General features: G+C 71.4%; 26 protein-coding genes. 11 read left to right on the forward strand and 15 right to left on the reverse strand.

The features are described 5' to 3' along the window. Positions 1 to 387 precede the first annotated feature (387 nt). The 4 genes from ACFVT2_RS30290 (at position 388) to ACFVT2_RS30305 (ending at position 3,558) form a co-directional block, all read left to right on the forward strand. Positions 388 to 1,317 (forward strand): MetQ/NlpA family ABC transporter substrate-binding protein, encoded by a 930-nt coding sequence (locus tag ACFVT2_RS30290; protein ID WP_390022944.1) that lies wholly within the window; start codon positions 388 to 390, stop codon positions 1,315 to 1,317. Further along, positions 1,314 to 2,174, forward strand: coding sequence for a methionine ABC transporter ATP-binding protein (locus ACFVT2_RS30295; protein WP_390022946.1), 861 nt, complete (start codon positions 1,314 to 1,316; stop codon positions 2,172 to 2,174). Before ACFVT2_RS30290 ends, ACFVT2_RS30295 begins: the two co-directional genes overlap by 4 nt. After that, positions 2,171 to 2,836 (forward strand): methionine ABC transporter permease, encoded by a 666-nt coding sequence (locus tag ACFVT2_RS30300; protein ID WP_390022947.1) that lies wholly within the window; start codon positions 2,171 to 2,173, stop codon positions 2,834 to 2,836. Before ACFVT2_RS30295 ends, ACFVT2_RS30300 begins: the two co-directional genes overlap by 4 nt. Before the next feature lie 194 nt (positions 2,837 to 3,030). Beyond that, on the forward strand, positions 3,031 to 3,558 hold the full coding sequence (locus ACFVT2_RS30305; protein ID WP_390022949.1) for a hypothetical protein: 528 nt from the start codon (positions 3,031 to 3,033) through the stop codon (positions 3,556 to 3,558). Between the two features lie 87 nt (positions 3,559 to 3,645). On the opposite strand, the gene ACFVT2_RS30310 is transcribed toward ACFVT2_RS30305, so the two are convergent. The 3 genes from ACFVT2_RS30310 to ACFVT2_RS30320 form a co-directional block, all read right to left on the reverse strand. Further along, positions 3,646 to 4,401 carry a dienelactone hydrolase family protein gene (locus tag ACFVT2_RS30310; RefSeq protein WP_390022950.1) on the reverse strand — a complete coding sequence of 252 codons (756 nt, stop codon included), beginning with the start codon at positions 4,399 to 4,401 and terminating at the stop codon, positions 3,646 to 3,648. 338 nt (positions 4,402 to 4,739) lie between these two features. Next, the gene (locus ACFVT2_RS30315; protein WP_390022951.1) at positions 4,740 to 5,459 is read right to left on the reverse strand and encodes a hypothetical protein; all 720 of its coding nucleotides are present in this window, start codon (positions 5,457 to 5,459) and stop codon (positions 4,740 to 4,742) included. A gap of 711 nt (positions 5,460 to 6,170) precedes the next feature. Further along, positions 6,171 to 7,070, reverse strand: a complete 900-nt coding sequence (locus ACFVT2_RS30320; RefSeq protein ID WP_390022952.1) for a LysR substrate-binding domain-containing protein — start codon at positions 7,068 to 7,070, stop codon at positions 6,171 to 6,173. A 93-nt stretch (positions 7,071 to 7,163) separates the two neighbouring features. On the opposite strand from ACFVT2_RS30320, the gene ACFVT2_RS30325 reads away from it, so the two are divergent. The 4 genes from ACFVT2_RS30325 to ACFVT2_RS30340 all read left to right on the forward strand — a co-directional run bounded on the left by ACFVT2_RS30325 (position 7,164) and on the right by ACFVT2_RS30340 (position 10,481). Next, positions 7,164 to 7,892 carry a hypothetical protein gene (locus ACFVT2_RS30325; RefSeq protein WP_390022954.1) on the forward strand — a complete coding sequence of 243 codons (729 nt, stop codon included), beginning with the start codon at positions 7,164 to 7,166 and terminating at the stop codon, positions 7,890 to 7,892. 401 nt (positions 7,893 to 8,293) lie between these two features. After that, positions 8,294 to 8,911 carry a TOPRIM nucleotidyl transferase/hydrolase domain-containing protein gene (locus ACFVT2_RS30330; protein ID WP_390022956.1) on the forward strand — a complete coding sequence of 206 codons (618 nt, stop codon included), beginning with the start codon at positions 8,294 to 8,296 and terminating at the stop codon, positions 8,909 to 8,911. A 130-nt stretch (positions 8,912 to 9,041) separates the two neighbouring features. Next, positions 9,042 to 9,764, forward strand: coding sequence for a VOC family protein (locus tag ACFVT2_RS30335; RefSeq protein ID WP_390022957.1), 723 nt, complete (start codon positions 9,042 to 9,044; stop codon positions 9,762 to 9,764). 102 nt (positions 9,765 to 9,866) lie between these two features. After that, entirely contained in the window at positions 9,867 to 10,481 is a 615-nt protein-coding gene (locus tag ACFVT2_RS30340) for a class I SAM-dependent methyltransferase (protein ID WP_390022959.1), read from the forward strand. A 115-nt stretch (positions 10,482 to 10,596) separates the two neighbouring features. Here ACFVT2_RS30340 and ACFVT2_RS30345 read toward each other — a convergent pair whose 3' ends face one another. Then, positions 10,597 to 10,956, reverse strand: coding sequence for a 5-carboxymethyl-2-hydroxymuconate Delta-isomerase (locus ACFVT2_RS30345; protein ID WP_390022960.1), 360 nt, complete (start codon positions 10,954 to 10,956; stop codon positions 10,597 to 10,599). A gap of 299 nt (positions 10,957 to 11,255) precedes the next feature. Beyond that, positions 11,256 to 11,723: a DUF6234 family protein gene (locus tag ACFVT2_RS30350; protein WP_390022962.1), complete on the reverse strand. Its 468-nt coding sequence runs from the start codon at positions 11,721 to 11,723 to the stop codon at positions 11,256 to 11,258. A 380-nt stretch (positions 11,724 to 12,103) separates the two neighbouring features. On the opposite strand from ACFVT2_RS30350, the gene ACFVT2_RS30355 reads away from it, so the two are divergent. Continuing rightward, positions 12,104 to 13,837: a hypothetical protein gene (locus ACFVT2_RS30355; RefSeq protein WP_390022963.1), complete on the forward strand. Its 1,734-nt coding sequence runs from the start codon at positions 12,104 to 12,106 to the stop codon at positions 13,835 to 13,837. 165 nt (positions 13,838 to 14,002) lie between these two features. Here the strand turns inward: ACFVT2_RS30355 and ACFVT2_RS30360 are convergent, their stop codons facing one another. The 6 genes from ACFVT2_RS30360 to ACFVT2_RS30385 are packed head-to-tail and all read right to left on the reverse strand — an operon-like array spanning position 14,003 to position 19,763. Continuing rightward, positions 14,003 to 15,088, reverse strand: coding sequence for an LLM class flavin-dependent oxidoreductase (locus ACFVT2_RS30360; protein ID WP_390022964.1), 1,086 nt, complete (start codon positions 15,086 to 15,088; stop codon positions 14,003 to 14,005). Between the two features lie 15 nt (positions 15,089 to 15,103). Then, positions 15,104 to 15,967, reverse strand: a complete 864-nt coding sequence (locus tag ACFVT2_RS30365; RefSeq protein ID WP_390022966.1) for an ABC transporter substrate-binding protein — start codon at positions 15,965 to 15,967, stop codon at positions 15,104 to 15,106. Next, a complete protein-coding gene (locus ACFVT2_RS30370) occupies positions 15,968 to 16,795 on the reverse strand; it encodes an ABC transporter ATP-binding protein (RefSeq protein WP_390022968.1) in 828 nt (275 codons plus the stop codon). Then, positions 16,792 to 17,610, reverse strand: coding sequence for an ABC transporter permease (locus tag ACFVT2_RS30375; protein WP_390022969.1), 819 nt, complete (start codon positions 17,608 to 17,610; stop codon positions 16,792 to 16,794). Before ACFVT2_RS30375 ends, ACFVT2_RS30370 begins: the two co-directional genes overlap by 4 nt. Beyond that, positions 17,607 to 18,656: an NrtA/SsuA/CpmA family ABC transporter substrate-binding protein gene (locus tag ACFVT2_RS30380; RefSeq protein WP_390022971.1), complete on the reverse strand. Its 1,050-nt coding sequence runs from the start codon at positions 18,654 to 18,656 to the stop codon at positions 17,607 to 17,609. The genes ACFVT2_RS30375 and ACFVT2_RS30380 overlap by 4 nt, the downstream gene beginning before the upstream one ends. Before the next feature lie 9 nt (positions 18,657 to 18,665). Continuing rightward, the gene (locus tag ACFVT2_RS30385; RefSeq protein WP_390022972.1) at positions 18,666 to 19,763 is read right to left on the reverse strand and encodes an ABC transporter substrate-binding protein; all 1,098 of its coding nucleotides are present in this window, start codon (positions 19,761 to 19,763) and stop codon (positions 18,666 to 18,668) included. A gap of 868 nt (positions 19,764 to 20,631) precedes the next feature. Here ACFVT2_RS30385 and ACFVT2_RS30390 point away from each other — a divergent pair. After that, entirely contained in the window at positions 20,632 to 21,405 is a 774-nt protein-coding gene (locus ACFVT2_RS30390; RefSeq protein ID WP_390022974.1) for an IclR family transcriptional regulator, read from the forward strand. 424 nt (positions 21,406 to 21,829) lie between these two features. Here the strand turns inward: ACFVT2_RS30390 and ACFVT2_RS30395 are convergent, their stop codons facing one another. Beyond that, positions 21,830 to 22,303 (reverse strand): nuclear transport factor 2 family protein, encoded by a 474-nt coding sequence (locus ACFVT2_RS30395; RefSeq protein ID WP_390022975.1) that lies wholly within the window; start codon positions 22,301 to 22,303, stop codon positions 21,830 to 21,832. Positions 22,304 to 22,363: 60 nt separating this feature from the next. Beyond that, positions 22,364 to 23,722, reverse strand: coding sequence for a serine hydrolase domain-containing protein (locus ACFVT2_RS30400; RefSeq protein WP_390022977.1), 1,359 nt, complete (start codon positions 23,720 to 23,722; stop codon positions 22,364 to 22,366). Between the two features lie 333 nt (positions 23,723 to 24,055). Here ACFVT2_RS30400 and ACFVT2_RS30405 point away from each other — a divergent pair, with 333 nt between their 5' ends. Next, positions 24,056 to 24,286 carry a DUF6296 family protein gene (locus ACFVT2_RS30405; RefSeq protein ID WP_390022979.1) on the forward strand — a complete coding sequence of 77 codons (231 nt, stop codon included), beginning with the start codon at positions 24,056 to 24,058 and terminating at the stop codon, positions 24,284 to 24,286. Between the two features lie 437 nt (positions 24,287 to 24,723). Here the strand turns inward: ACFVT2_RS30405 and ACFVT2_RS30410 are convergent, their stop codons facing one another. Then, positions 24,724 to 24,990, reverse strand: coding sequence for a hypothetical protein (locus tag ACFVT2_RS30410; protein ID WP_390022980.1), 267 nt, complete (start codon positions 24,988 to 24,990; stop codon positions 24,724 to 24,726). Positions 24,991 to 25,105: 115 nt separating this feature from the next. After that, the gene (locus ACFVT2_RS30415) at positions 25,106 to 25,801 is read right to left on the reverse strand and encodes an aspartate/glutamate racemase family protein (protein WP_390022982.1); all 696 of its coding nucleotides are present in this window, start codon (positions 25,799 to 25,801) and stop codon (positions 25,106 to 25,108) included. Positions 25,802 to 25,993 lie beyond the last annotated feature (192 nt).

Consider the following 25,993-nt stretch of genomic DNA (forward strand, 5'->3'; position numbering starts at 1 on the left):
TCAGGGCATTTATCAAGGCTGCAATGAAGGGTTCACGCAACTGCCTGGCGCGGCCCGCTCGGTGCGATAGCGTCTGGAATCTGGAACGGATCCTCCTCGCCGGTGTCCCACCGAGCCCCACCCGACGGGCCACCGGCTGCGGCGTACCGGATGTCGCTGCCCGCGGTACACCGCGCTGTCCGCGCCGCGTGACGCCGACAGCCGTAGCCACTGCGAACAGCAAGCCCCGACCCTGACCGCACCCGGTCCCGGCCGCGCCGCGGTCGCCCGCCACTTCGCCGGACTGCCGTGACCGGCCCGGCTCCACGTCCACCCGGCCCGGGGCGCCGCCACTCCACAAGAGCCGGCGCCCCACACCCACACCCACCACCCAAGGGAATGGCAACGATGCACCACACCACCCCGCACACCGCCGCACGGCGCTCCGACCCGAGACGCCCCACCGCACCGCGCCGCCGAGCGCTCCTCGCGACCGCCGCCGCGACCGCCCTCGCCCTCGTCGTCGCGGGCTGCGGCTCCGCCGGCTCCCAGGCCCACCACATCCGGGTCGGCGTCAGCGGGGACTCCACCGAATGGGACGTGCTCGCCAAGGAGGCGAAGAAGGAGGGCCTCGACGTCGAGGTGGTGCCCTTCGACGACTACTCCCTGCCCAACAAGGCGCTCGCCGCCGGCGACATCGAGCTGAACGCCTTCCAACACCTGGTGTTCCTCGCCCAGTCCAACACCGAGAACGGCACCGACATCGTGCCGCTGGCCCCCACCAGCGTCGTCCCCATGGGCCTGTATTCCAAGAAGGCCAAACGGCTCGCCGACCTTCCGGACGGCGCCCGCATAGCCCACCCCAACGACCCCGCCAACGAGGGCCGTGCCCTGCGACTGCTGGCCCGCGCCAAGCTCATCGAGCTGAAGAAGGGCACCGGGCTCTTCGCCACCGCGGACGACATCGCCGCCAACCCCCACCACCTGCGCCTCACCCCCGTCAACGCCCAACAGACCCCCCGGCTGCTCTCCGACGTGGACGCGGCGGTCATCAACGACGGCGTCGCCACGCTGTCCGGCATCCGCGCGCAGACCGCACTGTTCAAGGACGACCCGCACAGCCCGGACATCCGCCCGTACCTCAACGTCATCGCGGCCCGCGCCAAGGACCGGGACAACCCGGACTACGCCAAGGTCGTCAAGCTCTACGCCAGCAAGGCGGTACAGGACGAGGCCCGCCGGACGTCCAACGGCACCGCCGTCCACCTCGACCTCTCCGCGGCCGAACTGGCCAAGGAACTGGCCCGTGTCGACCGGCAGCTGAAGGGGGCGTCATGACCACCCCGCCCCACTCCGCAACATCCCGCCATGTCATCCAACTCCACGACATCACCAAGGAGTTCACCGGTGGTACGGTCGCCGTCGACCAGTTGACACTGGCCATCGAACCCGGCAGCGTCTTCGGTATCGTCGGCCACAGCGGCGCCGGCAAGTCCACGCTACTGCGGCTGATCAACCTGCTGGAGACACCCACCTCAGGCACCGTCACGGTGGCCGGGCAGGAACTCACCGCCCTCGGCAGCCGCGAACTCCGCGCCGCCCGCCGGGACATCGGCATGGTCTTCCAACAGTTCAACCTCTTCCGCTCCCGCACCGTCCTGGGCAACGTCGCCTACCCCCTGCGGCAGACCGGAGCCTCCCGGGCACAGGCCCGGGAACGGGCGGAGGAAGCCCTGCGCTTCGTCGGACTCGCCGATCAGGCCCGGCGCTATCCCGAGCAGCTCTCCGGCGGTCAGCGGCAGCGCGTCGGCATCGCCCGCGCATTGGCGACCGAGCCCCGGGTACTGCTCTGCGACGAGGCGACCTCGGCGCTCGACCCGCAGACCACGCAGGAGGTGCTGGCGCTGCTGCGACGGGTCAACGACGAACTGGGCGTGACGATCGTGCTGATCACCCACGAGATGGAGGTGGTCCGGGCGATCTGCGACCGGATGGCGGTGCTGGACGGCGGACGGATCGTGGAGACGGGACCGGTCCGCGAGATCTTCGCCGCGCCGCAACACCCCACCACCCGGGCGTTCGTCCGCAGCGCCGTGCAAGCGTCGCCGCTCCTCGACCTGCTCCCCGCGGCGCTGCGGAAACACGGTGTGTCCGAGACCGTCGCCGCGTCGGTACTGGCGGAGGTGGGCGCATGATCCAGCAGGATTGGAGCCTGCTCTGGCCCAAGATCGTCGACGCCACCGGCGAAACGCTGTACATGGTGCTGGCCACCCTCGCCTTCGCCGGCCTGCTCGGCCTGGTCGTCGGACTGGCCCTCTACGCGACCCGGAAGGGCGGGATCCTCCAACAGCGCGCCGTCTTCGTCGTCCTCAGCACGGTGGTCAACGTCGTCCGTCCGGTGCCCGCGCTGATCGCGATCGTCGTCCTCTCCCCGATGACCCGGGAGTTGATCGGGACCGCGGTGGGCACCGATGCGGTGATCTTCCCGATGACGGTGATCGCGACGTTCGGGGTGGCCCGCATCGTGGAGAGCAACCTGCTCGCCGTCGAACCCGGCGTTATCGAGGCGGCCCGCGCCATGGGCACCGGACCGGTCCGGATCCTGCTGACGGTGCTGGTACCGGAGGCGCTGGGGCCGCTGATCCTCGGCATGACGTTCATGCTGGTCGCCCTGATCGACTTCTCGGTGATCGCGGGCACGGTGGGCGGCGGGGGAGTCGGCAACCTCGCCATCACGCACGGCTATCTGCGGTTCGACACCCGGGTGATGGTGGTGACCGTCGTCATCCTCATCGTGTTGGTACAGGCGGCGCAGCTGCTGGGCAACGTCCTCTCCCGCAAGGTGCTCAGACGCTGACGCCGACCACCGGGCGGCGTCCGCCAACGCCCCGGCCACGGCCCGGAACAGGCACTCGGATACCCTGACCGCTGCCGCAGCGCAGGCGGTGCCCAACCGCCGGAGGACCGTCCGGCGGCCGCGGGCGCCACCACGATCCGGGAGCCCGGGCCGGGGCGGCCCGGCGGCCCCGCCCACCGACCGCAGAGGGAGACATGCGCAACAAGCACGGACTGGTACGCCTGGGACTGGTGGCGCTCCTCATGGCCGGCCTGGGCGCGTGCGGCACCGGCGCGAACGGTGCCGCGAGCCACCCGGGCAACGACGGCCGTGGTACCGGTACGAGCGGCCAGGGCGCCCCGCCGCACCAGGACGGAGTCTTCGGGTTGCGGTCCGGCGTCCGCCACGTCACCCAACAGACGACCACGGGCACCCGCCCGCACCTGGTCACCACCTGCACGCCCGCCACCAGGCAGGTCAAGCACACCAATCGCAGCGGCCGCAGCAAGAAGACCTGGTACACCACCGAGCACTACCAGGACTGCCGGAAGACCGCCAGGGGCACCGAGACCTACCGCCGGGTGATCCGGCCGGAGCGCTGGTGCGTGAAGCTGGACGACGTCAACGGCGACCCGAAGAAGGACGCCGCCTGGTACCGCGTCACCTCCACGACCTACCACCAGGCACTCGGCGCGGACGCCCGCGCCCGCCTGCGCTTCACCCCGACCGGAACCGGCTGTTGATCCCCGACGGCACCGCTCACGGCAGCACCCGGTCGGCCCGGTAGCCGGGATTGGTCGCCCGGCCACCGAGCCCGGTAGCGCCCTGCCTCAGAGCGTCCGCCCGAAGAGGTCCAGCAGCGCCTGCCAATGACGCTCGCTCGCTTCGGCGTTGTACGCGGCGGTGTCGGCCTGGGTGTACCCGTGGTGGGCACCCTCGTACAGTTCGCTGCGGTACCGGATCCCCGCGGCGTCCAGCGCCCGCTCCAACTCCTTGATCTGCTCAGCCGACATCGAGTGGTCCTGGTCGGCGTGGCCGAAGTACAGCTCCGCCGCGATCCGGTCGAGGAGTCGGTGCGGGCTGTTCTCCGCGTCGGTGACCAGATGGCCGGCGTGGAAGGAACCCACCGCCGCGACCCGGTCGGGGAAGGCCGCGGCGGTACGGAGCGCGAGGACGCCGCCCAGGCAGTATCCGGTGGTGCCCACGGGGCCGTCGGCGACCAGCGGCGAGGCGGCCAGCCAGTCGAGGTAGGCGCCGGCGTCCCGCATCGCCAGCTCGGGGGTGAGCGCCTGGATGAGGGGCATGAGTTGGTGGAAGAGCTCGGGGCGCTCGGAGGGGTTGATGTGTTCGGGCAGCTCCACCAAGGGAGCGCGTCCGGCGCGGTGGAGAACGTTGGGCACCAGCACCGCGTAGCCGTGCCCGGCCAGTCGCCTGGCCATCTCCTTCAGCCCCGGGCGCAACCCGAAGGCGTCCATGTAGAGCAGGACTCCGGGGTGCGGGGCGCCGTCGTCGGGGTGGGCGAAATAGGCGTCGGCGGTACCGTCCGGCGTGGGGAGGTCGAGTGATACACCCTGCACGTTGGTCATTTCCACACCGTACCCCTTGGCCCGTACAACTGTTGCTCAGAGGGTGGGGGAGTCTTCCCGAGGTGGGCGCGGCGGTCGATGGTTGGCCGGCACGTGCGGGAACTCGCCGAAGTCGGGACCCTCGGCCGTGCCCGTCCCTCCACCCCTCCGCGTGACTGCGCCGGCGTCTTCCTCGATCGTCCGAGAGTGTTCTCTCAAGGAAGGCGGCAATGTCCTTGTGAGGCAATGCCCTTGTAAGGCAAGGGAGTTGAAAGGAGAGGGGGGGAGGTGGATGGGCGGGGCGGGTGCCTTGCGGGCCCGCTGGTGGGCGGGCCCGCAGTCACACCGTTGCGGAAGGGTCAGGCCGCCGCGTAGGTGCCCCGTCCCGGCCGGGTGACCAGGTCTGTCTTCTTCACGGCCCGGTCAAGGGTGTTGCGCACGGACTCGATCTGTCCCGGGGTGGCTTCCCGGCCCAGTGCCGCATTGATGTCCCGCGGACGCATCGGCGCGCCCGAGTTCTTCAACACGTCCAGTGCGGCGTCCAACAGGCTGCCGGACTCCTTCTCCTGGACGGCCGGCTGCTTGGCGGCCACGGCCCGCTTGGTGGCCGCCTTCTTCGCCTTGGGCTTCGCCGCCGCGGCCTTCTTGGCCACCGGCTTCTTCGCCGTACGGCGCTTGCTGCGCGGCGACGTCGCGGTCCGCGGCTGGGGGACGACGGATGCCGCACCGTCCGCCTCGGCGGCCGGCTCCGGCGCCGCATCCGCCGCCGGCTCGGCGGCGACCGGTGCCGAGGTCGCCTCGGTGGCAGTCGCGGTCCGGACGTCGCCGGACCCCTCCTGGCCGGCGGTGGCATGCGCATCCGCCGGCAGGTCCGCGACGGCCGAACCGGCGGCCACCGGCTGCCTGTCGGGGACGGCGGCGCCGGTCAGTACGCGGAGGTGCTCCAGGGCGCTGCGGGCGGAGGTCGCCTGCTGCACCACGGCGTCGAGTTGGTTGCGCAGGTGCCGTTCCTGCTCTTCGAGTTCCGGCAGTACGCCTTCGAGATTCTGGATCGTCTGGTGGAGAACGGAGTCAGTCATGTGTTTCCTAACCTCACGGGGGAATGAGATTCCAGTCACCATACGCCCAACGACCGTGCGGCGGGAGAGGGGACGGCCTTGCCGGGGTGATCTGGCGGAAGTGACACCGTGTCCCGGTGGGGCGATCCGTGCCTGCGCAATGCGCTTCGGGCGGCGGGCGGACCGATGCCTGGAACCCCTCCGGCCAGGGCAGAAGCCGGCCGGTGCCGTTCGTCGACCGGTGCCTTGGCCGGGGTGCCGTTGGTGCGCCAAGGGTTCTGGGACAGGCGCCAGGCGGTCTGGCCCCGCAGGCGCTCAGGCGTGCGACGCGTACGTCCGGGGTGTGCGGCGTCGCGCCGGCTCAGTCGCCTTCGACCTGCGCCGCACGCAAGGCGTTGCACTGCGCCCGCCACAACAGGCGCCACAACAGGCGCAGCAACCGGTCGCGTTCGGCGGTGCTGAAACCGTCGTACGACGAAGTCGCCGTAGGGGGTCGTGTGCCCGTGCCGCGGTCGACAAGTGCGCGACCGCCGGCCAGTCCACCGGTTGCGGAGTCCGGCGGCGTTCCGGCCGGAGCGGGTGCCCGGCGACCGGGCCCGTGGGTATCCGCGGGTCCTTGAATGCGTCAATGGGGTTCTGACCCGCCGGGCTATCGGGGTGGTCGCGGCGGATCGCTGCCGATTCCCGGCCGGTGGTGGTGCGGACGGCGGTGCCTTGCCGTGCCCTGGTCGGTCAGGCGTCGGCCGCCGGTCGGCCGGTGATCAGATCGGCCAACTGCCGTGCGGGAGCAGTGGGGTTGACGGGGTGGATGAGCTCGGTGCGGTGGACCAGGCGGGGATCGTCGACCGGTACGGCGGCGATGCCGGGCAGGGCGGCGGCCACCGGCAGGGGCAGCGCGGCCAGACCGTGTCCGGCGGCGGTCAGCGCGGCCAGGCCGTGCAGATCGGTACCGCGGTGGCGGATCCGCGGACGGAACCCCTCGGTGCGGCAGACGGCGCGCAATCGGTCGAGGGGGACCGCGGTGTCGGGGGCGTCGATCCACTGTGCCTGGGTCAGATCGGTCAGCCGCACCGCTCGGCGTCCCGCCAGCGGATGGCCGTGCGGAAACAGCACCGCCAGGGTCTCTTCGGCTGCCGCGAGGGTGGTGGTGGGCCCGAGGTCCGGCATCGGGAGCGGGTCGCTGGGGGCGGCGGCACCGTCCACGAACCCGAGGTCGGCGCGTCCGGTGACCACGTCCGCGACCACCGCGTCCCGGCCCGCGACCTGTACCTCCAGGTCCAGCGCGGGGATCGCGGCGCGCAGATCGGCGAGGGCCCGGGCCACCGTGGTCCCGAGGGCGGCCGGTGCGCAGACGACGGCCAGCCGGGTGGGCCGGGCCCGGTGCAGGCGGGCGACGTCGGCGCGGGCGGCGTCCAGGCGTAGCAGGAGGGCGGGAGCGTGCTCCAACAGGCGCGCGCCGGCCGGTGTGGGAGCGACCGGCCGGCGCTCGACCAGCCGGCTGCCCAAGTCGGCTTCGAGCGCGGCGATGTGCTGGGAAACCGCGGACTGGGTGTAGCCGAGTGCCACGGCGGCGCCGGAGAACGAGCGGTGGTCGAGGACCGCGACGAAGGTGCGGAGCAGATGCGGGTCCATGGGCCTCAGTATCGCACGCCGATCAGAATCACTTATCCGCAATGCATGAATCATCGTTGGACCTGATCCTGGGTGCGCAGCAGGATGACTGTCATGAACCACACCGCACACAGTGCACCCGTCGCACGCATCGCCCTGGTCGGCGACCGCTCCGAAGCGGTCCGCTCGCACGCCCGCATCCCCGCCCTCCTCAACGCCCTGCGGGTGCGCGACGGACTGGACCTGGACGCCTACTGGATCCCGTCCGTTGACGCGGCCGAGGACCTGACGGGATTCGACGCGATCTGGGTGCTGCCCGGCAGCCCCTACCGCAGCGAGGCCGGTGTCCTGGCCGCGATCCGCACGGCCCGCGAGTCCGGCATCCCCTTCCTGGGCACCTGCGGCGGCTTCCAGCACGCTCTGTTGGAGTTCGCCCGCAACGTCTGCGGACTGTCCCGCGCCGGCCACGCCGAGAACACCCCGAACCTCGCCGACGAGGACGCGGTGGTCGTCCCGCTGGCCTGCTCACTGGTCGGTCACGAGGGAACCGTCGACGTCACCCCCGGGTCCCGGGCGGCGCGACTGCTCGGCACCGAGCGCACCCCGGCCCGCTACCACTGCAACTACACCCCCAACCCCCGCCACCTGGACCTGCTGCGCGCACACGGCCTGGCCTTCACCGGCACCGACGACGCCGGCGACGTCCGCATCGCCGAACTGCCGGGCCACCCCTTCTTCCTGGCCACCCTCTTCCAACCCGAACTGGACGGCGACGGCACCCGCGCCCACCCACTGATCACCGGCCTGGCCACCGCGGCCGTCGACCATGCCTGCGCCCGATGAACCCGGCCCCCGCAACCGCCTGGCCACGCACCCTCCTACATGCCTGGCTACGCGCGTGCACCGTCCCGCACGCCCACGCCACCAGCCCGCTGGCCGCCGCCCCGGACGCCGCGCTCGCCGCCCTGCGCGTGGACGACGCCCGACCACCGCCGCCCGTTCGTACTGGCTACGGACCCGCCTTGCCTGAACCTGGTCTGAACCGGTCCTGACACGGGCGCTGAGAATTCGGGCGTTCTGTTCGGCCTCGACGATGGGCAGCAGACGATGGGCAGCAGTGGGACGGCAAGGGCCTCTGCGAGCTGTGCGGGCCTGCGGTGGCCGGGGCCTGAGAGGACCGTCGCAGCTCCGAGGCCGTCGAATAATCATGTGCCGTGCCACCGGTGGACGTGCAGACTCGCGCCATGGTGGACATGAGGGCGTTCCGGGACGCGGTCACCAACTGGGCGACGGGCGGTCCCGACGGGCCGGCGCGCGAGCTGGCGGAAAGCCTGGGGGCGCGGACCGCGGTACTCCTGGAAGGGCTCAGCGATCTCGCGGCCGTCGAGGCGCTGGCCGCCCGGCGTGGCCGGGACCTGGCCGCCGAGGGGGTGTGTGTCGTGCCGATGGGCGGGGCGATGAGCGTCGGTCGCTATGCCGGCCTCCTCGGGCCGCCCGGCCTCGGTCTGCGCCTGACAGGACTGTGCGACGAGGGCGAACAGGGCTTCTATGAGCGCGGCCTGACGCGGGCACAGGCACCGCTCCAGGACATCTACGTATGCGCTGCGGATCTGGAGGACGAACTCATCCGCGCGCTCGGCACGGCAGGAGTCGAGGAGGTCTTCCGCGCCGAGGGCGACTTCCGCGCCTGGCAGACCTTCCAGCGCCAGCCCGCACAGCACGGCCGCCCCCGGCATCAGCAGGTGCGGCGCTTCCTCGGCACGAAGAAGGGCCGCAAGATCCGCTACGGCCGTCTCCTTGTCGAGGCCCTCGCACCGGACCGGACACCGCCCCCGCTCGACGGCCTCTTCACGAGACTGTGAGGTCGTGCACGGGCTGCCGTTTTGATCGGGCTCGACAGCGAACGGGCTTGGGGGGTTAACCAGTTGACCGGGTGTCACCGACTGGGCAGGCTCCAGCACGACCCGCCTGCCCCTACCGGGAGACCTACGGATGACTTCTCATCTGCACGCGCTCTGCTTCGATGCGCACGACCCGCTCCGTCTCGCGCGCTTCTGGGCGGACTTTCTCCGCTGGGAGACATCCGAGGACTCCTCCGACGGCATCACACTGCTGCCCAGCGACGACACCGGGTTCCGGCTCTGCTTCCTCCCGACCCAGGAGCGGAAGACAGGCCAGAACCACATGCACTTCGATCTGACGAGCACATCCCTCGACGACCAGAAGCAGGTGGTGGAGAGGGCGCTCGAACTCGGCGCCCGGCACATCGACATCGGTCAACGCCCGGAGGAGGGGCATGTGGTGCTCGCCGACCCCGAGGGCAATGAGTTCTGTGTCATCGAGCCGGGCAACGGCTTCCTCGCAGAGTGCGGATTCATCGGAGCGCTGGCGGGCGATGGTTCGCAGGAGGCCGGGTACTTCTGGAGCCGAGCGCTGGGCTGGCCGTTGGTGTGGGACCAGGACCAGGAAACCGCGATCCGCTCACCGTACGGCGGTCCGAAGGTCACATGGGGTGGTCCACCCCTGATGCCGAAGACGGGCAAGGAACGGCTGCACTTCGACCTCGCTCCACCGGCCGGCAGTGACCAGCAGGCGGAGGTCGACCGGCTCGTCTCCCTCGGGGCGACGCGCATCGACATCGGCCAAGGGGACGTCGACCGGGTGGTGATGGCCGACCCCGACGGTCACGAGTTCTGTGTGCTGACCCCCCGATAGGCCCCGGATCGGTCGGCCTCCTGATGGTTCGTTCGCGCTGGCGCCGTCCGGGTCCGCCGGTGCGCACCGGGAGGGCCCGGGCCGTGCCCTTACGATGTGCCGATGCGCCAGGCCGACCTGAAGCCGTACTGGAACACCAACGTCGCCCGGCATCCGGGCATCCTCCGCATCGTGCCCGAGGGGTGCGGTGAGGCGTTGGACGTCGGATGCGGGGACGGGCTGCTGGCGCGGAAGCTCGCCGAGCAGGCGCAACGCGTCACAGGCATCGACAAGTCGCCTGCGATGATCGCCTGCGCACGCGAACTCGCCGCCGGCTGCCCGGATCTCAGCTTTGTCGAGGGCGACTTCCTCACCGCCGACCTCCCCGCCGCGGGCTACGACTTCATCTGCTCGGTGACCACGATCCATCACATGGACTTCGAGGCGGCTCTCATCCGCATGCGTGAGCTGCTGCGGCCTGGCGGCACGTTGGTGGTCGTCGGCCTGGCCCGCGAGGCGAGCCGGTCGGAGTGGGCAGCAATGATCGCGGCTGCCCCAATCGTGCGGATCACGAAGGTGCTGCGTCGCGCGCGCGGGCCGGAGGGCATGCCGGTCGCCGTCCCGCAGATGAGCTACGGGCAGGTGCGGGCCGCGGCACGACGGCTGCTGCCCGGTATGCGCTACCGCCGGCACGTACTCCGCCGGTACTCGCTGACCTGGGAAAAACCCGCCCGCTGAGCCGGCCGCAACGATTGATTTTCCCTCGGCCGGGAGCCGATCGTAGAAGCGCGCCACCGCTGAAGCCCCGGACGTGACGTCAGGCCAGCGGCTCTTCCACCCCCGGCCGCGCCTCCTACGGGGAGTGGTGCAAGCGGTACGAGCCGGCCAGGTCCCGGACCTCCACGGAGGACACCACCTCGTGCGCGTCGTCCCCGGGCAGGTGCTTGCCGAGCAGGGCCAGCACGTCCTCCGACAGCCGGGCCTTCAGCTCCTCCGTACGTCCCGGCAGCAGGCCGACCTCCACGTGTACAAAAGCCACCTTCCCCGCATCCCGGTCGCCGACGTAGGTGTCCGCGGCCGGTCGGAAGAACGTCTTGCACACACCCGCCGAGCCGGCCTCTTCGCGCACCATCGGGTGGAGCTCCCGCACGAATGCCCGCAGGTCGAAGACACCGGCCAGCTGTGCGGAGTAGTCGACGGTGATGTGGGGCATGACGGACCTCTCGCGTACGTATTCGCTATGCACCTATCTTCGGCCATGCGTCGGGCACGGTGCACCGCGCCCCGGTGACAGGTCGCGCGGGGCGGGCTGATACGCGGATTCCCGCCGAGCCGAGCGGTGGGAAGTGGATGTGGATGTGGATGTGGATGTGGTGGCAGCGGAGGACGCGGGTCGCCGGTTGTGTCGAGACGGCGGGGCGGGTGGGTGCTCCGTGCCGTTGCACCTTGAGCGCGTGCCATCACTGTCTGCTGTCCGGCCCGCCTGCCTGCCTGGATCGGCCGGCCCGGCATTCAGTCCCCGACCGGGCCAACCCTGTCCGAGCCGTCCTTGCCCGTGTCATGTCTGCCTGAGTCGCGTCTGCCCGCGTCGTGTCTGCCCGCGTCGCGTCCGTCCGTACCGTGTCTGGCGTGGGGATGTCGGCGCTTGCCGAGGTGACGCTCGAAGGAACGGGCGACCCAGCGGGACGACACCGTTCCGAGTCCCAGTACCAGGACCCCGGCGAGTGCGGCGGCGATCAGGGCCTGGGTCAGGCCGGTCGCCGGTAGGCCGGCCCGGAAGGCGTGAAGGCTGACCAGCGCCAGACCGGCAGGCCCCGCCGTCAGTACCAGCCAGAGCCGCACCGCCGAGCCGGGCGGGCGCTCCTGCCCCTGGGCGGCCCACAGCTTGAGGTTCTCCCAGAACCAGAACGCGACCAGGGCCGCCACCTCGACGGCCGTGAGCGCGACACCCAACACGACGTCCACGACCCACATGAGCATGCCCCTCATCTTCGTGCATCGGCCGGTGTGAGGGGGAGTACGGCCGAGCAAGCGCGTTATCCCGTCGCTGACTTGGGTCGCTCCGGCAACGATCGTCGGCTCCGGGTGGAGCGCCGCTGTGCCGGTGCGCGGGCCGCCCGAGCCTCCTGCGTCGCTGTTGTCCCAGCCGCCCCATCGACTGACCGGAACGTTGGACTCCGGGTCGGTCGACCTCGTACGAGCCCGGCCCGCCGTGCGCCCCATGACGCGACGCGGTGCCACGCGCCGCGACATGGCACGACATGGCACGACGCGGTGCGGCGTGGCGTGGCGCGACCCGGTCCGGCAAATAACCGACAGCCGATCCGACGTCCGGGCCGCCGCATGAGTAGGGTGCATCTATGCAGACCAGCGGGGAGGAACAGCGCGGCCACGTGCTGCTGATCGCGGGGGCCAGGGCCACGCACCGACGCACCGTCCAGGTGATACCCAGCGCCAATCTGGCCGCGCTGACCGCCGTTCCCGTGCCCGCGCTGCTCGGCAGCACCCTGCCGGCCGACCTCGTCCACCTCGACGGCGCACGTGACCAGAACACCCTGCTCATCAGGTTGCGAACGGCTGCCGCGGCCTCCGGGCCCCTGCTCGTCTATCTCGCCGGTCAGTTGACCGTGGACCGCAAGCACCATCGGCTCCACCTCGCGTCCGCCGGTTCGACCGCTGCCACCACGCGCTACACGGCGCTGCCCTGGGAATGGGTGAAGAACGAGCTGCGCCAGCGGCGCGGTCCCTCGACCGTGCTGGTCGACATGGCCGCCGACAAGGGTGCCTGGGCCGTGCTCCACGAACTCGGCGCCCTGCCGGAGGTGAACGCCGAGGTCTACGGGGTCGTGACGCCCCCCGGCCTCTCCGGTACGGCCGACGGCATCAGCGTCTACACCCAGCACCTGATCGAGGTGCTGCGTTCCCATCCCGACCGGCCGTCGAACGCCCGGCTGCACGCGCTGGCCGTGGCCGCCGCAGCCATACCGCCCGGCACGCTCGTCCTGCCGAACACACCACAACTCGCCCCCTCTTACCCGCACGACACCGCAGAAACCCAGCCAAAAGCACCGATCAAGCGTCTACTCTCCGGCGACCGTGCCCTCCTCCCCGCGCTGCGGCGCAGGGAACCGGAGCCCGCACCGGCCCCGGCGGACTTCGATCACTTCCCGCCGCTTCCGGCGGCCGTGACGTACGGGGCCCCGCCCTTCGTCGACGACCAGCCCCGGGAGCAGCGGCCCGTTGCGCCGGGTCCGTACCCCGCGCCCGTTGTGCCGGGGCCGTTCCCCGTGCAGGCAGGGCAGCCGGCGCCGCTCCCGCCCGCTCCTGCCGCAACCCCCGTGCCCACCCAGAACCCCGCGCCCGTTCCCGCCGCCGTGTCCCGCACCGGCCCGGCCCTTCCCGTCACCCCGGACCATGGGAACGCGCCTCTGGAGTCCCCGCAGACACAGCCAGCTCCTCACCCACAGCCGGCCCCTGCGGCACAGTCAACGCCCCTGTTGCAACCCGTACTTCCGCAACAACTCCCACCAGTAGTACCCGCACCGGTATCGCCCTCCCTACCGGTATCTCCCTCGCTGCCGGCACCGGCACCCGCCCCGACGGCATCCGTAGCCCCTCCCGCCCCACAGTCACCCGCCCCGTCCGTCGGGCCGACGAGCGCCCCGGACCCCAGGCCGCTCATCTGGCAGGCGGCGCAGGCCGGGCGGCACGACCAAGCCGCGGAGATGGCGGCGTCCTGGGAACAGCAGGCACTCCAGCGTTACGGGTACGACTCACCGGAAGCCACGCAATGGGCCGAAATCCGCGCCGACCTCGCCCGTATCGCGGGACGTTGGCCGCTCGCCACGCAGCTGTGGGTGGCGGCTGCCCGGACCCGGCTGGCCCATCAGCCGCCCGACTCCGCCGAAGTCCTCAACGCGGCGCGTGGCGCGCACTATTGCTGGAACCAGATCGCTGACACCGAGCAGGCGATCGAGAACGGCCCCGAGCTGATCAACCTGCTGCGGCAGCTGCCCGCGCTCGACCCCCGCCATGTGTACACGGCACAGACCCGCCTCCAGTACCTGCACCAACATCCGACCGGGCGCGCCTAGATCCCGGCGTCGACTGTCTGTCGGGCACGTGCGCCGGGTCGTCAGCGGAACCGCCCCCCGACGGCCTGGTTGTCGCAGCAGATCACGGTGCCCCTGTCGGCCCGGAGGACTGGCGGCAGCCGATCCGCCGGGCCGAGGCCCGGCCGGGCTGCCCCGCCCCCTCCGCTACGGGGTGGTGGGGCGGCGGACCCCCAGGGCCGGCAGCACCGTCTCAGCCACCCGGTACGCCTCTTCCAGGAGGGGGTTGCCGGACAGGATGAAGGTGTCCACGCCGAGTGCCTCGAACTCCTGCAACCGCTCGACGACCTGAGCGGTGGAGCCGACCACGGCGGTACCGGGTCCGGGGCGGAACAGGCTCATGCCCGGCCACAGGTTGGGGTGGGTCTCCAACTCCCTGGCCCGGGCCGGGACCTTGCCGCCGTGCTGGCGGAACTGGCGCTGCCAGCCCACGCCGTCCTCGCCCGTCCGCGCCCCGAGTTGGCGGGCGTAGGTGGCTTCGCTGGTGACGTCGAGGAGCCGGTCCGCGGCCGCCCACGCCGCGTCCTCGGTGTCGCGGACGATCAGGTGCAGGCGCAGTCCGATGCGCAGCGTGCGCCCGTGGGCGGCGGCGCGCTCGCGGACCCGGTCGAGCTTCTCCTTGAGCAGGTGCGGGGGTTCGCCCCAGGTGAGGTAGACGTCGACGTGCTCGGCGGCCATCTCGATGCCGGGGGCCGAGGAGCCGCCGAACCAGAGCGGGACGTGCGGGCTCTGGACCGGTTTGAGGTCGCGGAAGGAGGCGCCCGCATCCGTCAGCTTGTAGAAGCGGCCCTTGTGGTCGAAGACCTCGCCGGCGGTCAGTCGCTTCACGATCGACCAGTATTCGGCGCTGAGGGCGTAGCGCTCGTCGTGTTCGACCTGGAGTCCGTACTCGCGCAGGGTCTGCGTCGAACCGTTGACGACGTTGAAGCGCAGCCGGCCGCCGAAGAGGTTGTCGAAGCTGAGCGCCATCTTGGCGAGCAGGGTCGGGGAGATCAGCCCGGGGTGGACCGCCAGGAGCGGTTTGAAATGGGTGCTGGTGGCGGCGGACAGCGCGCTGCCCAGTGGCCATACGTCGTAGAGGTCGGTGGCCAGCAGTGCGCCGGTGAAGCCGAGCCGTTCGACGGTGCCGGCGAGCTGTTGGAGGTAGCGAAGGTCGACGGGGCGACGCCCGGCCGGCTCCCAGGGGTAGGCGCCTTCGCGCGGGATGAGGTACCAGAGGACTTCGGAGGGCATGGTCGGGGACGCTCCTCAGGACCGGGCGGCGACGGCGCGGGCGACGGTCACCGGGTGCTCGATGAAGCCGGTGCGGACGAAGACGTCGGCGGCCCGCTGCTGTTCGTCGAGGAACGCCCCGCTCACCTCCTCGGTCCGCCACGGCAGGGCGCGCAGTGCGGTCTCCCAGTCGTCGGCGGTGCCGCCCTGGTGCGCGGCGGCGATCTCGGCGGCCTCCCCGGGGTGGGCCGCGGCCCAGGCATCGGCGCGGTGCAGGGCCCGGGTCAGGGCCGCCACGACCTCCGGCCGCTGCTCGGCGAGGTCCCGGCGGGTGAAGTACACCGACCGGTCGGTGAGCACGTCGGCGGTGGGCACCAGGACCCGTACGCCGCCGGTCCGGCGCGCGGCCACGAGTTGCGCGCCCTGGGCGACCCAGGCGGTGATCCCGCCGGAGCGCAGCAGCCGTTCGCTGTGCTCGTCGCCGCGCACGGCGGTGATGTCGGTGGCGTAGGAGAGTCCGGCGTCGTCGAGGGCCTTGGCGACCAGGTGGGTCTGCCAGGAGCCGATGGCCAGGTGGACGGTGCCGCCCTTGAGGTCGGCGACGGTGCGGACCGGGCCGTCCTCGGTGACGAGGAGTGCGCCGTGGTCGGGCCGGGGCGCTGAGACCGCGGTGTAGACGAGGTCGTGGCCCGCTGCCTGGGCGGTGATCGGCGGGGTGGAGCCCGTACCGCCGAAGTCGATGACGCCCTGGGTGAGGAGTTCGCCGGTGCGCACGCCGTTGGTGTATGTGTGGAAGGCGGCCGTCTTGCCGACGGCGGCCAGTTCCTCGGCTGCGTAGTCGAGTCGGGAGAGGTAGTACAGGGTCGGATTGCTGCTGTGTACACCGATGATGACGGTCATTCAGATCACGCTCGCTTCGGATCGGATGGACGGAGTGGGTGGAGTGGGGCGGTGGTCGGTGCCGGGGGCGGCCTCCGGCGGGTGCACGCCGAGGTCGGTCAGCAGTCGTCGGCGCAGGGCGGCGAACGCGGGGTCGCCGGGGTCGCGGGGGCGGTCCACGGCGACGGGTGCGTCGGTGACAAGCTGCCCGTCACGCAGGACGCAGATGCGGTCCGCCAGGCGCACGGCCTCGTCGACGTCGTGGGTGACGAGCAGCACGGCCGGGCGGTGGGTCCGGCACAGCTCGCCCACCAGGTCCTGCATCCGGAGCCGGGTGAGCGCGTCGAGGGCGGCGAACGGCTCGTCCAACAGCAGGAGTTCGGGCTCGCGGACCAGGGCCCGGGCGAGCGCGACCCGTTGGGCCTCACCGCCCGACAGGGTCGCCGGCCAGGCATCGGCGTGCCCTTCGAGACCGACCTCGGACAGTGCCCGGCGGCCGCGTTCCGCCTGGCCGCGCGGCAGCGCGACGGTCACGTTGGCCAGCACCCGCTTGGCGGGGACGAGCCGGGGCTCCTGGAAGACGATGGTGCGCGCCTCGGGCACCAGGACCTCGCCGGCGTCGGCGCCGTCCAGTGCGCCGAGGATGCGCAGCAGTGTGGTCTTCCCGCTGCCGCTGGCACCCAGCAGCGCCACGAACTCCCCACGCCCGATGGTGAGTTCAAGACCGTCGAGCACGGCCCGCGGTCCGAACACCCGCCGCAGACCGCGGACGTGCACGGCGACGCCGCCGGTCGACGGGGTGCCGGTCGCGGTGGCAGCGGGGACGGACGTCCGTACGGCGTCGCTCATCGGTGGGCCGCCTTTCGCCAGGGCATCAGGACCCGCTCCAGCAGCCGCACGATCCCGTCGGCGAGCAGCCCGAACACCCCGTACACCAGGATGCAGACCGCCAGGATGTCGGTGCGGGCGTAGCTCTGTGCCTGGGCCATCAGATAGCCGATGCCGGCGGTCGCGTTGATCTCCTCGGCGGCGATCAGCGCGATCACACTGAGCGTCATGGACAGGCGCAGCCCGGCGAGCAGCGACGGCAGGGCGCCGGGGAGCACCACCTCGCGGACGATGCCGAGCCGGCTCATGCCGAAGCTGCGCATCGCCTCGACCAGCTTGTGATCGGCGTTGCGGACCCCGCTGGACGTGGCGATGTACATCGGGAAGGTGGTGGCGACCGCGATCAGCAGGACCTTGGCGATCTCGTTGATCCCGAACCACACCATGAACAGCGGCACCAGCGACAGGAACGGGACGGTGCGCAACGTCTGGAGCGAGGAGTCGAGGAGTTCGTCACCGAGCCGGGTGAAGCCGGTGGTGATGCCCAGGGTGAGTCCGGCGGTGAGCCCGATGAGCAGCCCCAGACCGGAGCGGGTGAGGGAGGTGGTGAGCGCGTCGGGCAACTGTCCGTTGCCCCACAGCTCACCGACCGCCCGCAGCACGCCGGCCGGCGACGCCAGGACGTCAGGGGTGAGCGCACCGGTGGCGGACGCCACCCACCACAGCACCAGCAGCACCAGCGGACCAAGGGCACGCACCGTCAGGGTGTGGGCGCGGGAACGCGGCCGCCGCACGGTGGCGCGGGGGGCGACCAGCCCCTCAAGGACCGCGGTCATGACACCTTCCCCGCGGCGAGCTTGCGCACGTCGATGACGTGGGCGGCGATGTCCACCTCGGCCCGGGTCACCTTCTGCTCGGCATAGAAGCGGGCGACGTCCTTGAACCGCTTGACGTCGGCCTCAGTGATCGGCTCGACCGTGCCGCCCTGCCACGTGAACGCGATCTGCGTGCGCCTGGCCGCACCGGTCAGGGCCTGCGGACCGGCGTCGGTGGTGACGTTCAGGAACCCGGCCGGATCCCGCTTCTCCTGCACGCTGCCGTCGTGCAGATACCGGTAGAGGGCCGTGACGACCTCCGGATGCCGGTCGGCGAAGGCCGAACGGACCGCGGTCAGGCTGTAGTTGTCGGAGCCGACGGCCCGTCCGTCGGCGATGAAGTGCGCGCCGCCGCGACCGAGTTCGGCCACGGAGTACGTCGACCACACGGCCCAGGCATCCACCTTGCCGGTGTTGAAGACCGCGGCCGTCTGGTCCGGGCGCAGGGAGACCCGCTCCACCTTGTCCGCCGGGACGCCCGCCTTGGCGAGGGCCTTGAGGAGCAGGTACTCGCCGGTGCCGCCCTGATTGACGGCGACCTTCTTGCCGACCAGGTCCTGCACGGAGTCGATCCCGGAACCGTTCCTGACCAGGATGCCTTCGCCGACCGGATCGGGCGCGGTGGCGGTGAAGAACGCGAAACCGGGGGTCTGGGCCAGCGACGTGAGGCCGGAGGTGATCGAGCCGGTGGCGATGTCCAACTGGTCGGCGTTGAGCGCCTGGGCGGCGGGGGCGAAGGGGCCGGCGCTGCCGGTCCAGACGACCGTGGCATTGACCTTCGCCAGGGCCTTGGCCAGGGAGCCGTCCTGCTTGCCGCGCGCCAGCACACCGGAGTTGCCGGGGTCGGGGATGCGGACGGTGATCCCGGACCGCCCGGAGCCGGCGTCGGCCTCGGAGGTGCCGCATCCGGTGACGGCGGCGAGCACGGCGACGGCCGCGAGCGTCATGGAGACGCAGCGGGGAGTGCGGGGGGCACGGGAGATGCGGGGGATGCCGGGGATGCGCATGGTGGGTCCTTACGTGTCCGTACCGGACGGGAGGGGGGTGGGCGTGCCGTACCGGCCCGGCACGGATACGGATTCCGCGGCGTGGCAGGTGCCGGCCGGAGCGGTGGCCGCGAGCCGGCGGCGGGCGCGCCGCAGCGGCTCGGGGTCGGCCCAGGCGTGCACGTCCACGGGCTCGGGCAGGAAGCCGTGGGCTCGTAGGGCCGCCTCCTGCCGGGCGAGCAGACCCAGCCGCTCGGGGGAGAGATCGGGGTGGAGGGTGCGGTGGGTGCCGGGCCGGTAGGCGCCGTGCACGCCCTCCGCGCCGGCGCCGGTCTCGGCGCCCAGGATGCGGGCGACCTCCGTCGGCCGGTCCGCGGCCCAGTCGGCGGCCCGCAGCAGCACCGCGAGGAAGCGCTCGACGAGATCCGGGTGCTCGTCCAACAGGCGCTGGTGAACGGTGATCGGGCGCGGGGTGCCGTTGTTGACCCGGTGCCTCCGGTCGGGCAGTGCGTCCAGTTCGACGGCTACCTCCGCCCCGGCATGCCGGGCCGCCTCCACGGCCAGCGCCCCCTTGACGTAAACGGCGTCCACGGCACCGCGCCGCAGGGCGTCGAGGCCGGCGGCCCACTGCCCGGTGCGCCTGTCGGCGGGTACGTCGACGAGGGTGGCGTCCGCCAGGGCGAGTCCGGCGGAGGCGAGCGCGCCCTCGAAGCCGCGCAGTGCCATGGCCCGCCAGAAGTCGATGGCGATCGGATGCCGGGGAACCGCCAGGCGACGACCGCGCAGGGCAGCGGCGCCGCGGATCCCGGATCCCGGCGCGACCAGGACCGACTGCCGCTCCTCGATCCAGGTCAGGCCGATCAGCCGGGTCGGCTCGCCGCCCGAACGGGCCCACAGCGCGGGCACGTTACCGCCCTCGCGGAACAGCCCGGGCAGGGCGTGCGTGTAGTGGGTCTGCCGGGCCGCGGTGTCGAGGTCGGGGGCCGAGTCCTGGAGGGACCGCACGGCGATGCCGTCGGGCGCGAACTCGTCGGCGAGCCAGTTCCGGTCGGCGGCGATCCCGGTGGCGGTGGGCACCGGACAGCGGGTGAACCACAGGGTGTCGGGCAGCGGAGGATGCGTCGTCATGGGGCTTCCAGTAAGGAGTGGGCGGACCCGCGCGGGAACGGGCGGGCGCGGGGCAGGAATTGATGAGGTGGGGGGAGGTGCCTGTGGCCGCGGGGCGCGGCCGAGGGGGCGGCCGATGGGGTGCGGCCGGTCATCCGGCGCGTGCCTGGCACGGCTCACCTGACTCATGTACGGGGGCGGGCACCGATGCGTCCGGCCGTCACGAGACGGAACGCACGACTGGACGTGTGACGGGGGTGTGGCAGGACGTGTGACGGGGCGTGTGACGGGGCGTGTGACGGGCTGTGGGGCAGGGCGCCTGACGGGGGTGTGCGTGGCGGGGCGTCCGGCGCCACACGTGAGCGCGGCTTACGCCGTCGTGGCATGCCGCATGTGCGGAACATGCGGAACATGCGGAACATGCGGCATATGTAGTACGTGCAGCGCATGCGGCGCACGGACGTGGTGAGCCGTGTTGTGGGGCCGTTGGGGAGAGGGATCAGCGACAGGAAGCGCTGAAGACGCGGCCCAAGTCGATGTGACGGCGCGCGGTGAACAGACCGGGAGCGGCGGTGATACGCATCGCACGACTCCCTTCCTCCGGTTCGGGCACCGGACTCCCCGGCGGCTGACCGCAGCCTGGCATGGCCTTGGCTGCCCAGACAACCTGCTTCCCACAATATGGGACCGAGCGTGAACGCAGCATTGCACAGCCCTCCTTGAGCCCCTGTGAACATTGCCTACCCCCCTTCTCAACTGCTTCCACGAACTCCTTCGAGCCGCCTCCATGTGCCGTAATGTGGGACTGATGGTGAGCGCGGAGGGCCCCGCACCGGGCGCCCCCTGCGGTACTCCCCGGCAGTCGCCGGGGCGGCGGGAGGAGTCACCCATGACCCAGGCACCGGCGCCCGCCGGCGCCCAGGCGGTCCGGCGCGCCCTGGACGTGCTGCACTGCTTCCACGACAACGCCCCGGACCTGAGCGCTTCCGAACTCGCGCGCCGCCTGGGACTGGCCACCTCCACGGCCCACCGGCTCGCCCGTACCCTGTTGGGCGCCGGATTCCTGGAGCAGGACCCCCGCACCGCCCGCTACCGACTCGGCCCGGCCGTCACCGAGCTGGGCCGTCTCTCCTACCATCAGCGCGGGCTGCATCTCGCCTCGCCCGAGCTCGCCGACCTGGCTCAACGCACCGGCACCACGGTCGACCTGGCCCTACGCAGCGGCCCGTACGCGGTGATCGTCGCGGGCGGCTCGGTAACGCCCAAGGTGGGGCTGCGCCGGCCGCTGCATTCCACCGCGCTCGGCAAAGTGTTGCTGGCCTGGCCGCGGCCCGGCGAGGGCGGCCCGGAATCACTGCCGCCGCTGTATGCCTTCACCGACCGCACCATCGTCGAACCCATCCAGCTGGCCGCCGAGTTGGCGCGGGTGCGCGCCGATGCACATGCCGTCAACGACGGTGAGTCGGCGTACGGCGTCCGTACGCTCGCCGTGCCCGTCCTCGACCGCGCCGAGTCCGCCCGCTTCGCGCTGGCCGTCCGCGGCACACCGGAGATGATCACGCCGGACCGCACGGACTGGCTCCTCACCCAGGCGAGGGCCTGCGCCCGCGCCCTGGAGGTGCTCCTACTGTCGCCCGCGGAGCGTCGGCCCGCCGCCGCGTGATGGGTCAGCAGCACCATGTGTTTCGCCGGTGAAGGCGCCTGAGTTCGAGCGGGGCTCTTCAGCCGGCCGATCCGCGGCCGGATGAGGATCCCGTGCCGATCCCTCGACGTGCATGCTGCCGGAGTGCATTCCCTGGATCGGGTGGTGTTTCCTGCGTGGGTACGGTGTGGGCCGGGGCTTGGGACGAGGGCGGGGGTGTGCGGCAAGGTGCCGCCGCGCTGGCCGGGGCCTACGGCGGTGGGTGGGCGCGTTGCTGCTGTGCGTTGCCGGTGTGTGCTGGTCCGCAGCGGTGGTGTCAGTGGTCGCCCGTACGGTAGTCCTCGTCACTATCCGAGCTGCTGGCGCTTCTCGGACCCGCCCCGCTCCCGTGGCAATGCACGGGAGCGGGGCCCTTCTCTCTCCCCGTTTTTTCGGCCTCTCCCTCTCAGCTGCTGCTCGGGGGCGTGACGCGCTGGGTGTCGGTCCCGAAGGCCAGGTGGGTGGTTCTGGTGGCGAGTAGCCATGTGCCGTCGACCTTGCGGAAGGCGTCCTCGTAGTGGCCCACGTTGGTGGGGTGTTGTGGCGGGACTATGCCGTCTACGAAGCCGTCGACGCGGTAGGTGGTGAGGTAGGACGTGGCGGTTGCTGTCGTGGCGGAGGTGACGGTGACCAGGATGTTCGTCATCAGGCGGCGGGACAGGCGGTCCGCCGGGCGGGAGCTGAAGTACTCGCGCAGTGCTTCGCGGCCTGCTATGCGGCGGTTGCCGTGGGGCCACTCCCAGATGCCGTCGGCCGTGAAGAGTTCGGCCACGGAACTCGGGTCTCCGAGGTCGAGGCGGTGCACGAAGTCGATGATCAGACGCTCGCAGGCTCGCTCGGCGAGAATCTGCTCCATGGGGGCGAATGGTTCGTCGTTCATGTCTAGTCCTGGGGTGTGCGCGGCCTTGAGGGCATCCGCACTCGCGGGTTGCGTGCGGACCTATCGGGCCTGGTGTTGTGGAGTGAAGGCCAGGTGGGTGGGTGGGGTCGTGGCAAGGGGGCGGCCGGTGCCGGTGCCCGTGCCTGTGCCCGTGCCGGTGTTGGCTTTGGTGCCGCAGGCGGCCTGCGCGATGTAGGCGTTCATGGCGTCGTCGATCGGGCCCGTGATGGGTTGGTTGTGGGCATCGAGCTTCTGGTAGCGGGTGAGGTTGAAGCCGAGGGACAGCTGCCGGCGGCCGTCCGAGCTGGTGAGGGACCAGGTCATCGCGCCGAGTACCAGGCCGTTGTGGCCCCAGAAGTCTCCGCAGTCGGAGGTCGTCTTCAGCAGGCCGAGGCCGTAGCGCATGAATGAGCCCTCGATCGGCACCGTCGTCTTCATCTGGCGCAGCTCTGCCGGGGCGAGCAACTCGCCGCCCAGCAGGGCGCGGTAGAAGCGGTTGAGGTCCGGCATCGTCGATATGAGGGAGCCGGCCGTGGAGGCCCAGGACATGTTGTAGACGCTGAAGTCACGCGGCGGGTTGAAACCTCCGTAGGCGGCCTCGTACATCTTCGCGTGCGGGCCGGAGAGGGTGGGCGACTGGGGAAAGTAGGTGTGCCGCAGGCCGGCTTTACGAATGACGTGTGCGGTGATGTAGGACTCGGGGGATTGTCCGGTGACCTTGCGCAAGAGGAGGCCGGCGAGGACGTAATTGGTGTTGGAGTAGTGGCAGCCTTGACCTGGTTTGCCGAATGGGGGTGCCGCGATTCCGAGGCGGGCCAGTTCTTCCGGGGCGAAGTGATGGTAGCGATTGCCCTCAAAACTGTCCGCGGTGCGGAAGATCGCTCCGGCGTATTCGCCGATGCCGCTGGTGTGATTGAGCAGCATCCGGACGGTGATGGCCCGGCCGCGCTCGCCCGGTATGAGATCGGGCAGATAGTGGCTGATCGGGGTGTCGAGGCCGATGCGGCCCTTGCCGACTTCCTGGAGCACGGCGACCGCGGTGAAGGTCTTGGTGATGCTGCCGATGCGGTGCTGCATCTGCGGCGTCGTGGGGCGCCCGGTGTCGATGTCGGCGACCCCGGCCGCGCCCTGCCAGGCGTCGGAGCCGTCCCGCACGGCCGAGTAGGCGCCGTACATGCCCGCGTCGTGGAATGCCTGGAGGGACTTCGTCAGGGCCTGGCGGTCGAGTCCGGCGTGGCGGGTGGGGCTCGTCGACGTCGAGATGGCGGCCGGTGCGCCGGCGACTGTGGCCTGTGACGGAAGGGGGGAAGCGAGGGCGGCCGCGGAGGCGGTGGTGGGGAGGGTGAGGAGGGATAACGCGACGGCAGTGGCGGTGAGGGTCAGCTGCGGGCGGCGGCGTGTGGAATGGTCAATGGGCATGGTCGCTCCGGGAGTTCGGGGCCTGGAAGGCGGGTGTGGATCGGTGGAGGTCACTCATCGGCGTTTCATTGCTTTGATTTTCGCTTCGGTCACGTCACGAGACATCAACCCACGGGTCTACCTTGATCCCGAATTTCTGTGGTGGGAGTATGAGCGTGGTGTGACATGCATCGCCACCGCCGTAATCCGTTAAGCGTTCAATGATGTGTGGTGAGGCGTGGGGCTCTGGCGTGGGCGAGGATGGAAGGGCCGGGGCGGTGCGGCCCGCGCGTAGCGACCGCGGGAGTGGCGTCTTGGGCGGTAGAACCCGCAGAGCAGTATCGGGAGGCCCCGATGGATTACCCGGAACGCTATGAGCTGGTATTTCAGGCCCCCGCGGTGGAGGACGACGTGGTGATCGTCCGGCGTACCGACCAGGCGGGAGCGGGCGGGTATCCGATCTACGAGGACGAGTCGGGGATCGTGCGCGCAGAGATCAGCGACCGGGGTGAGGTCCGCATGGTGGCCAGCGGAGGGCACCAGGTACCCCGGACCCCGCTCCTGGCGAGGCGGCTGGTTCCATGACGCGCTGATGCTCGGGGTGGCCCCGGTGGGAGCGGGCTTCGACCTGCTCGGATGGGTCCTGCTCAACCTGGTGACGATCGGCATGGCGGCCCTCGGGGTCGTCCTGGCGCTCGCACTGGTGCGGCCGTGGGGGATGCGGATACCAGGCCGGCCGCTGGCGTTCTGCGCCTGGACGGACACGGACGGGCACCGGATTCCTGGTGTCGGTGCTGCCGCACTCCGTACTCAGCGCAGTGCTGCGGTTGCCCAGCGCGCCCGGCGAACCGGGTGGGGCGGCGGGCCGGCGATTGCCTGGCTGGGAGGCTGTGCTGATCCAGTCTGGGCGCTCGTTGGTTCCGCCGCTGTCTGGACCTTGGAGCGGGCTCGTCCGGCGCGGCTGCCCCGATGGGGAAGTCCGTGGCTGCCGGCAGTAACGCCCATGTGCTGGCCCGGAGTTGTCACAGGCCGCGCAGGTGTGGACGTCGAGGGTGCGGGGGCTGATGCGGGGGTTCCGCTTCCCAGTCGGGATCGGAGGCGGCAGTGCCGGCGGCTTCGGCGCCGGGGTTGGGGCCGACATGGGGGGCAGCGCCCGCCCCGGCTCCGGTCAGGGGGGCGGGTCCCGCCTCGGCGGTGTCTCCGCGCAGCACGGCCAGGGCGCGTTCGAGGGTTTCTCCGGTGACTTGTATCCGGATCCTGGCCAGGCGTTCTAACTCGGTGTGAGACACCCTGTCAGCGTACCTGTCGTCACGACGCGCCCGGGCTGCGACGGAGGCACGGCGACGAACGCGACCACAAGGGGTGCGAGTTGGCGCAGGTGGCTGGCGGTGGGGCGCGCGGTGTTCAGGGCGTGGCCAGTGCGCGGGCGACCGCGGCCTCGGCGTGCAGCCGGGTCGTGGGAAAGACGGGGACCCGGCTGTCCTGTGGGCGGATGAGCAGTTCGATCTCGGTGCAGCCGAGCACGATGCCCTCCGCCCCGGCGGCGATCAACTCGTCGATGACGGCGATGTAGGCGGTGCGCGACTCCTCCTTGACGACGCCCACGCACAGCTCCTCGTAGATCACGCGGTGGACGGTCTCGCGCCCTGCGGCATCCGGGACCACCACGTCAAGGCCGTGGTCCACGAGGCGGCCGCGGTAGAAGTCCTGCTCCATCGTGAACGCGGTGCCCAGCAGTCCGATGCGGCGAAGTCCCTGGCCGCGTACGGCCTCCGCCGTGGTGTCGGCCAGGTGCAGGAGCGGGACGCCGACCGCGGACGACACCTGGTCGGCGACCTTGTGCATCGTGTTGGTGCAGATCAGCAGCAGCTCCGCGCCCGCCGCTTCCAGGGCCCCGGCGGCGTCGGCCAAGACCGCGCCGGCCTCGTCCCAGCGCCCCTCGACCTGGAGGCGTTCGATCTCCGCGAAGTCCACTGAGTAGAGCACGCACTTGGCCGAGTGCAGCCCGCCCAGTCGCTCCCGCGTCAGCTCGTTGAGCAGGCGGTAGTACTCCGCCGTGGACTCCCAGCTCATGCCGCCGATCAATCCGATGGTTTGCATCGGGACACTGTCGCACAGCGCGCTGGACGGCCCCGCACCGGACGGTCGGGGGCACGTCCCCACAGCCGCCGACGGGCAGCCGATCCGCGGACCGCCGGCCGGCCGTGGCCTGCCCTACGACCAGGGCAGGCCGGCGACCAGGGCCGGCCGGCGACCAGGGCCGGCCGGCGACCAGGGCCGGCCGGCCGACCG

It is taken from the genome of Streptomyces sp. NPDC058000, from assembly GCF_042886435.1.
Taxonomy (GTDB): Bacteria; Actinomycetota; Actinomycetes; order Streptomycetales; family Streptomycetaceae; genus Streptomyces.

Coding starts and splice junctions, on each gene's coding strand:
- ACFVT2_RS30290 (WP_390022944.1), top strand. CDS start 388: ATGCACCACACCACCCCGCACACCGCCGCACGGCGCTCCGACCCGAGA.
- ACFVT2_RS30295 (WP_390022946.1), top strand. CDS start 1,314: ATGACCACCCCGCCCCACTCCGCAACATCCCGCCATGTCATCCAACTC.
- ACFVT2_RS30300 (WP_390022947.1), top strand. CDS start 2,171: ATGATCCAGCAGGATTGGAGCCTGCTCTGGCCCAAGATCGTCGACGCC.
- ACFVT2_RS30305 (WP_390022949.1), top strand. CDS start 3,031: ATGCGCAACAAGCACGGACTGGTACGCCTGGGACTGGTGGCGCTCCTC.
- ACFVT2_RS30310 (WP_390022950.1), bottom strand. CDS start 4,401: ATGACCAACGTGCAGGGTGTATCACTCGACCTCCCCACGCCGGACGGT.
- ACFVT2_RS30315 (WP_390022951.1), bottom strand. CDS start 5,459: ATGACTGACTCCGTTCTCCACCAGACGATCCAGAATCTCGAAGGCGTA.
- ACFVT2_RS30320 (WP_390022952.1), bottom strand. CDS start 7,070: ATGGACCCGCATCTGCTCCGCACCTTCGTCGCGGTCCTCGACCACCGC.
- ACFVT2_RS30325 (WP_390022954.1), top strand. CDS start 7,164: ATGAACCACACCGCACACAGTGCACCCGTCGCACGCATCGCCCTGGTC.
- ACFVT2_RS30330 (WP_390022956.1), top strand. CDS start 8,294: ATGGTGGACATGAGGGCGTTCCGGGACGCGGTCACCAACTGGGCGACG.
- ACFVT2_RS30335 (WP_390022957.1), top strand. CDS start 9,042: ATGACTTCTCATCTGCACGCGCTCTGCTTCGATGCGCACGACCCGCTC.
- ACFVT2_RS30340 (WP_390022959.1), top strand. CDS start 9,867: ATGCGCCAGGCCGACCTGAAGCCGTACTGGAACACCAACGTCGCCCGG.
- ACFVT2_RS30345 (WP_390022960.1), bottom strand. CDS start 10,956: ATGCCCCACATCACCGTCGACTACTCCGCACAGCTGGCCGGTGTCTTC.
- ACFVT2_RS30350 (WP_390022962.1), bottom strand. CDS start 11,723: ATGCTCATGTGGGTCGTGGACGTCGTGTTGGGTGTCGCGCTCACGGCC.
- ACFVT2_RS30355 (WP_390022963.1), top strand. CDS start 12,104: ATGCAGACCAGCGGGGAGGAACAGCGCGGCCACGTGCTGCTGATCGCG.
- ACFVT2_RS30360 (WP_390022964.1), bottom strand. CDS start 15,088: ATGCCCTCCGAAGTCCTCTGGTACCTCATCCCGCGCGAAGGCGCCTAC.
- ACFVT2_RS30365 (WP_390022966.1), bottom strand. CDS start 15,967: ATGACCGTCATCATCGGTGTACACAGCAGCAATCCGACCCTGTACTAC.
- ACFVT2_RS30370 (WP_390022968.1), bottom strand. CDS start 16,795: ATGAGCGACGCCGTACGGACGTCCGTCCCCGCTGCCACCGCGACCGGC.
- ACFVT2_RS30375 (WP_390022969.1), bottom strand. CDS start 17,610: ATGACCGCGGTCCTTGAGGGGCTGGTCGCCCCCCGCGCCACCGTGCGG.
- ACFVT2_RS30380 (WP_390022971.1), bottom strand. CDS start 18,656: ATGCGCATCCCCGGCATCCCCCGCATCTCCCGTGCCCCCCGCACTCCC.
- ACFVT2_RS30385 (WP_390022972.1), bottom strand. CDS start 19,763: ATGACGACGCATCCTCCGCTGCCCGACACCCTGTGGTTCACCCGCTGT.
- ACFVT2_RS30390 (WP_390022974.1), top strand. CDS start 20,632: ATGACCCAGGCACCGGCGCCCGCCGGCGCCCAGGCGGTCCGGCGCGCC.
- ACFVT2_RS30395 (WP_390022975.1), bottom strand. CDS start 22,303: ATGAACGACGAACCATTCGCCCCCATGGAGCAGATTCTCGCCGAGCGA.
- ACFVT2_RS30400 (WP_390022977.1), bottom strand. CDS start 23,722: ATGCCCATTGACCATTCCACACGCCGCCGCCCGCAGCTGACCCTCACC.
- ACFVT2_RS30405 (WP_390022979.1), top strand. CDS start 24,056: ATGGATTACCCGGAACGCTATGAGCTGGTATTTCAGGCCCCCGCGGTG.
- ACFVT2_RS30415 (WP_390022982.1), bottom strand. CDS start 25,801: ATGCAAACCATCGGATTGATCGGCGGCATGAGCTGGGAGTCCACGGCG.